Source organism: Synechococcus sp. R5-15 (assembly GCF_047462035.1).
Taxonomy (GTDB): Bacteria; Cyanobacteriota; Cyanobacteriia; order Thermostichales; family Thermostichaceae; genus Thermostichus.
Genome location: NZ_JANSIK010000129.1, coordinates 1 through 6,301 on the forward strand (window position 1 = coordinate 1; position 6,301 = coordinate 6,301).

The 6,301-nt window shown below is 57.5% G+C and carries 3 protein-coding genes and 1 pseudogene; 2 read left to right on the forward strand and 2 right to left on the reverse strand.

Features of this window, described 5'->3' with window-relative positions; all coding sequences use genetic code 11:
• Positions 1-45: 45 nt before the first annotated feature.
• Both NW839_RS11055 and NW839_RS11060 read right to left on the reverse strand, forming a co-directional pair.
• The gene (locus NW839_RS11055; RefSeq protein WP_414351051.1) at positions 46-2,286 is read right to left on the reverse strand and encodes a hypothetical protein; all 2,241 of its coding nucleotides are present in this window, start codon (positions 2,284-2,286) and stop codon (positions 46-48) included.
• A gap of 320 nt (positions 2,287-2,606) precedes the next feature.
• A pseudogene (locus NW839_RS11060) lies at positions 2,607-3,530 on the reverse strand (IS630 family transposase).
• A 178-nt stretch (positions 3,531-3,708) separates the two neighbouring features.
• Here NW839_RS11060 and NW839_RS11065 point away from each other — a divergent pair.
• The gene (locus tag NW839_RS11065) at positions 3,709-3,876 is read left to right on the forward strand and encodes a hypothetical protein (RefSeq protein WP_083757636.1); all 168 of its coding nucleotides are present in this window, start codon (positions 3,709-3,711) and stop codon (positions 3,874-3,876) included.
• A 95-nt stretch (positions 3,877-3,971) separates the two neighbouring features.
• Complete coding sequence (gene recJ, locus NW839_RS11070) at positions 3,972-6,287, forward strand: single-stranded-DNA-specific exonuclease RecJ (RefSeq protein WP_414351048.1); 2,316 nt, start codon at positions 3,972-3,974, stop codon at positions 6,285-6,287.
• The last annotated feature ends 14 nt before the right edge of the window (positions 6,288-6,301 follow it).

Here is a 6,301-nt window from a genome sequence, read left to right on the forward strand (position 1 = left end):
CCGTACTGAACATATTATACATTATTTTCAGTATAGTTGAGCTTATTATTGACTAGAGTCATGCTCTCCCACCGTGCGGCACCCCGACAAACGGGCAGAATACCCCCCATCCGCAAAGAACTTGAAAGTGCTATGCCTCCGGCACCCTACCGGGAACCGCACCGCTAATGCGACCGTGGTTGCCTTCAGGCCGGTACACTCGCCAATGACCGCGGTCAGCTTGCCCCCCGACTGTTGCCAGCGGCTGAGGATGTCTTGGATCTGGGGCCGATCCAGCAAGCCCGCTGCCTGCAAGTTTTGGAACAGATGCCTGGCCCAGGGGGTGAGTTCTGCCAACAAGGGATCCGTCGGCGTATCCTCAGGAGTGTCGGCGTCGGTCTCGGGTTCCTCCGGTCTCCCCGTAAGGACTGCGTTTCGCTCACGCAAGCGTGCTGGCCCATCTTTGGCGGTTGAGCCAGAGAAGTTGGCTGCTCTCAACTGAGCCTGCGCTGCCTCGGCGATCAGCTTTTGCTGTTCGTAACTCACCTGCAGCAGACGGTTGCGATTCTGCTCAATCTTGAGATTCTCTTGCAGGGACTCCAGGCTCTGTCGGTAGGCCGCTAGCAGCTCTCGCGCATCTCGCAGTTCCACCGTCAAGTTGGCCTGCTGCTGTTGAAGGGCGCTGAGGCGGGATCCCGTGGTTTTCAGTTGTTGTTGAGCTTGCTCCAAGGCTTCTTGGCGGGCTTGCAGGGATCCCTCCAGTTGGACAATGCGCTGGTCGGCCTCGGCCCGTTCTGCCCTGAGCTGGTGGATCAGGGCTTGGCTCTGCTGCAGTTGCTCCTCCAGTTGAGCAAGGTGTGCTTCGTAGTCACGGTTGGCTGCCATCAGCTGTGCTATTTCCGCTTGCAGTTGTTGTAGCTGCGCCTGTAAGCTTTCCACCTGCTCTGGGGGAACATAGCCGGAAAGCCGCGCCATTTGGGCCTCGTGCTCTTGCTGTAACTGAGCGTAGCGCTCTTGCCACATCTGCAAAGCGGCCCTCAGCTCCGCAATCTGTTGCTCCAAGGCGGCAACCTGCTCTGGCCAGAAGGAATCCAGATGCCGGGATAGAGCAGCCTCTGACTCTGCAGCTTGCTGGGCAAGTTGGGCCTGCAGCTGATCCCGCTCCGATCGGAGCTGCTGGATTTGATGAAGCGCTGCCTCCAATTGGGCGCGTAGGTCAGCCACAACGCTGCTGGGCACCAACTCCGACTGGCGTTTCTGCAGAATCTGGATTTGCTCTTGCAACTGCTCCAGTTCCGACTGGTAGCAATCTTGCTGGGTTTGCAACTGCCGCTGCGCCCTTTGCTCAGCAGCGCGGGCAAGAGCCAGCTCCGTTTCCAGCCTTTGCAGTTGTTCCCGCCAAACCCGCAAATCCTGCTGCAACGTTGCCTGGTGCTGGAGCTCTGCTTGTTGGAGACGGATGGTGGCTTCCAGTTTTTGAATGCGCTGCTGATACTGGCTTTGAAAATCGGCAATCTGCTGGTTCATGTTGGCCAGGATCCGATCCCATTCCTGTTCCTGGAGCTCGATTTGTAGCTGCAAGGCTTCCACTTGCTTGCGGTAGTCGGCCAAGGTGGCCGGTTGAGGCTCATCGGCAAAGGGATCCGAGGCCGCCGCAGCCAATGTTCCAGGGATGGGATCTCCCCCAGCCGCAGATTCAAGACTCGGCGGCTGAACCGTACTCTCTCTCCTGGCCTCTTCGGGTGCAGGCCAATCCTGAGCTGGGTCTTCTCGGCCAGGAATTGTCGATCTTCGGGGGGTAAGCTGAACCTCGGGTTTGGGATCCCTGGCCAAAAAAGGCTGCAGCGCCTCCCACGCATTGGGGGAAGCCATCCGCTGCAGTTGCACCTGGACATCCAAGGCGCGATCCAAAATGGCGGGCTGTACCCAACCTTTCCAGGTGAGGATTTCCCCCAATTTCCGCCCATAGCGACGCTGTTGAGCCAGAGCAACCCGCAATTGCTCGAAATCCAAATGGCCCAGTGCCACCAAAATCTCTCCCAGAGAAAGAGACTGGCTGGGCAGGAAGCGGTAGAGAGCGGCTGGGGTGAGCCAGCCGCGCTCGAGACACACTTCTCCCAACTTGAGGTGGTTTTGCTGTTGCTCTCGCAGAGCCTGAGCCAACTGGGATTGGGAGATCAGACCCGCCCGCAGCAAACGCTGTCCCAGCGGTAAGCTCGACTCAGCCCCGTCGGCAGCAGCACCCCGCCCCTCCAGAAAGGGGAATGGGGTAGAGCCACTCTGGGAGGAAGAGGAGCGCGGAGGCATCAATAAAGTTCCCAGTTTAGGACTGTGTTGTTGCTGTACTTTAGCTTATCGCCCCTCAGGATAAAGCACAAAGAGATGCCAACGCCACATTGACCAGAAAACTGGGTTACAAGCCCCGCCCTTTATGACGGCTTCTTGATACAGTAACTGCGAACTCCGCCAGCTTGTTCGCCTGCGGCGGCACTGAGTGCTTCGTGGTGCAGTACCTCTTACTAGAGGGACATTAGAGGGACAAAGTATCTGGGAGTCTCTTCCCAGTAATTAGGGCGGCGGCATCCCTCTTCGTGCATAGGGATGGAGCAGTACAGCCTGTTAAGGAATCAAGGGGCACAGTAGCAACACCTAGCAAACCAACTTCGGAAGCAGAATGGATTGATGAGTAGTCAAGAGGTCTCTGCTATCTGCTCCATCCCATACTTCCCGGCTCTGGAAAACTGCCGGATAAAAGGCTTCAATACCGACCACATCCTCTCAATCGGATTCAACTCTGGTGCATACACAGGCAGGTCTATGATCCGCGCACCTGTTCCTTGAATCAAACCCTCCACTTCCGAACTCTAATCACCACCTTCCGCGCATCCAGTTCCGGACATGAGTCACTTTGCAAAAACTCCAGAAAATTGCTCTTCTGCATTCCACCCTTGATAACACAACAGCCTACTGCCTCTCTCCAGGAAATAGCTTCAATAATCTTATGTTTTTTCCCTTTGCATCTCTGACGGTAACTGTAAGCTCTTTGACTGCGTAAACTCCGAGATACCCCTCCGTTCCATTGCCTCTCACACCCTTGTCTGGTCTAGAATAGCTATATCTTCCACTGGTATATTCTTGACTTCTTAGCTATAGGCTAATTGTTGCCTTTGCACCTCCTCTTCTCTGATTTTTACACTGCGGTAATTCTTTTTTAGCGTCATTCCTCGCTTTTTTAAAAAGTTGTCTATCGTAACAGCACTCACATCAGTATCCAGTTGCTCTCGTAGCAGTTCCTGATACTACCACGGATAATAGTTCAGGCGCCTTTCAATGACCGTCATAACTTCTTGCCGGTGTTGTTCCAGAATACCTACTCGCTTTGTGCCGACTTTCTTGGGGGATAAATCCTGAGTTTGTTGATACTGATGCACCCAGTGGTGCAGTGTTCTTTGGGTTACCATGAACTGTTCCGCTACCTGGCGAGTGGAGGTCTTGCCTGCCTGATAAGCTGCCACAACTCTTTGGGATAAATCTAACAAATAGGTTGGTATATATCTCTCTTTTCTCTTGGATACTTGTATCCTAATTCATAGGCTGTAATCGGTGGAGTGCCAAAAATGATTCTGATTCTTGTTTCAGCATCGTTGCTGAGCAACTGCTAGGGTGTAGAGACGCGGATCTTCGACAAGAGGATCCCTAGGAAAAAACGAGAAAGAAGGAGAGAAAATCATGTCTGCCAGCACCCTTGTCCGTTGTGCCTGTGAACACTGCAACTGCAGCTTCGAGAGCAGCCAAGGCTATCGCTACGAAGGTCAACTCTACTGCAGCGAAGCCTGTGCCACCCACAATCACGAGCACCCTTCCGCTTGTTGTGTGGCTTCCCACTGCTGTCAATAAGCAGGTCACCAGGCCTTCTTGGGGATCCCAAGCTGCTTTTCTCCCCAGGCAGTTTTTGATAGGCTCCTAGGAACCTTTATCCCTGTCGAGCTTGCATGGAATACCGCTGGGAGCTGCTGCCCACTCCCCCCCAGTTCAATCCGCAACTGAGCCGGGAATATGGCAAGTATGCGGCCAAGGTGATGGCTCTGCGGGGTCTGCACACCTGGGAGCAGGCGCAGGCCTTCGTGGATCCCGAACACTATTCCCCCACACCACCAGCATCCCTGCCGGATCTGGAGCGGGCGGTGGCGCGGCTGCTGCAGGCACGGGAAAGGGAAGAGACCCTGTGCATTTGGGGGGACTTTGACTGCGATGGTGTCACCAGTGCCAGTCTCCTGCTCTCGGCGTTACAACCCTTGGGCTTCCGAGTCCAGTTCTCCATACCGCTGCGCAGCACCGAGGGGCACGGGCTCAATCCTCAACGGCTACAGCAGGTGCTGGCCCAGGGCTGCCAAGTGATCCTGACGGTGGATTGCGGGGTGGGCAATGCTGCCGAAATTGCCATGGCCCAAGCCCAGGGGGTGGACGTGATCGTGACGGATCACCACATGCTGCCGGATCCCTTGCCCGCTGCCTATGCGGTGGTCAACCCCTTGCGATTGCCGGCTGAACATCCGCTGCGCTTCTTGCCGGGGGTGGGAGTGGCCTACAAGTTGGCGGAGGCGCTCTACCAAGCCCTAGGGATCCCTGGTGTCGAGCAGCACCTGGATCTGGTGGCGGTGGGAATTGTGGCCGATGTGGCGGTGTTGCAGCGGGAGTGCCGCTACTTGGTGCAGCGGGGCCTGCCGGTGCTGGCCAGTACGCAGCGCCCGGGGTTGCGAGCTCTGCTGGCCCAGGTTAGCAACGGCCAGCTCCAGAGGTCGCCGACAACCCAGGATATTGCTTTTCGCATCGCCCCCAAGTTGAACGTCATTGGCCGCTTGGAAGACGCCAGCTTAGCAGTGGAGCTGCTGACCACCTCCGATCCAGAGCGGGCCCAGGCGCTGGTGCAACGGTTTGTTGCCCTTGACGAAGAGCGCCGGCAGCTCACCCAGCAAGTGATCCAAGAGGCCAGCCAACAGGTAGAGAGCTTGGATCTGACCCGGGAAGGAGCCATTGTTCTGGCGGAAGCCGGCTGGAACCCAGGGGTTCTGGAGATCGCGGCGGCGCGCTTGGTGGAGCAGTACCGCTGCCCGACGGTGTTGATTGCCAAAGACGAAGCCACAGGGCTGGGCCATGGGTCGGGTCGTTCCCTGCCAGGGGTGAACCTGGTGGAGGCCATCGAGGCCGTGCGCCCCCTCTTGCGGCGGGGAAGCGGACACCCCATGGCCGCCGGGATCCAAGTGGATCTGGCTTGCCTGGCCACTGTGCAACTGGCGTTGCAGCGGGAGCTGGCCGCGCGGGTTAGCCCGGATCAGCAGGCTCGCGCCTTGGCGGTGGAGATTATCCTCGACTGGGAGCTACTGGTCTCTCAGGATCGGGATGGGGTGGCAGAGCTGGATGAGGTGTATCGGCAATTGCAGCTTCTGCAGCCCTTTGGGCACGGCAATCCCAACCCCGTCGTTGCCTTGATGAACTTCCGTCCCAATAGCTCCAACCTGGGAGTCTCCCGCAATGGCCGCCACCTCAAGTTTGAACTCCAAGGCTCGCCGGGATCCCGTACTCTGTGGTTTTGGCAGGCCGGAGAAGAGCTGGAGCGTTGGCAAAAATGCCAAGCTTTGGACATCGCCCTCCAGTTGGAAGCGGATGACCGGGGCAAACAGCCTTGGCAGGGCAAAGTGCTGGCGGTGCGCCCTGCGGGAGAGTGGCAGGCACCCACCATTTCCGCCCCTCGCCTACAGATCCAAGATTTTCGGCAGAAACCCCTGCCGGATTCGCTGAAAGGGGCCATCTGTTACGACGGGCAGGAGGCCGAGAACCTTGTTCCACCACCAAAAGGGGCAAAGCTGGTGCTGGCCCGCTGGCCCTGGCTACCGGCGGACTTGGCCCAACTGCTGCAACAGGCACAGCCCCGAACCCTGATCCTGGCCGCTTCTGCCTCCCCCTGGGAGCAGATCCCCCAGCAGATTGCCCAACTGCAAGCGCTGTGGCAAGCAGGCCGACGGGATCCCGAGGATCTGGCTGCAGTAACTGGCTTTCCCCGGCAGTGGCTGGCGGAACTGGACAGTCCGGAGCAGATCCCCACGCTGCTGATGGGCCGCCTTCAGGAATCCCAAGCCTTTCACCGCTGGCTGGACGAGGCCAGCCCCACCCAGATTGCCCAACTGTGTCAGCGGCTAATGCAATCGGATCCCCTCTCAAGAGAGACAAGAGAGAAAAGAACGGAGAGTAGTGAGAGCATGCCTCTAACCCCCAAAACCCTGAACTTTGCTGAATTTACTGAGCTTTAGGCGGTTTGGCAAAA

Excerpts from the sequence above, each read along its gene's own strand:
- NW839_RS11055 (WP_414351051.1), bottom strand. The coding sequence starts at position 2,286 with ATGCCTCCGCGCTCCTCTTCCTCCCAGAGTGGCTCTACCCCATTCCCC.
- NW839_RS11065 (WP_083757636.1), top strand. The coding sequence starts at position 3,709 with ATGTCTGCCAGCACCCTTGTCCGTTGTGCCTGTGAACACTGCAACTGC.
- recJ (WP_414351048.1), top strand. The coding sequence starts at position 3,972 with ATGGAATACCGCTGGGAGCTGCTGCCCACTCCCCCCCAGTTCAATCCG.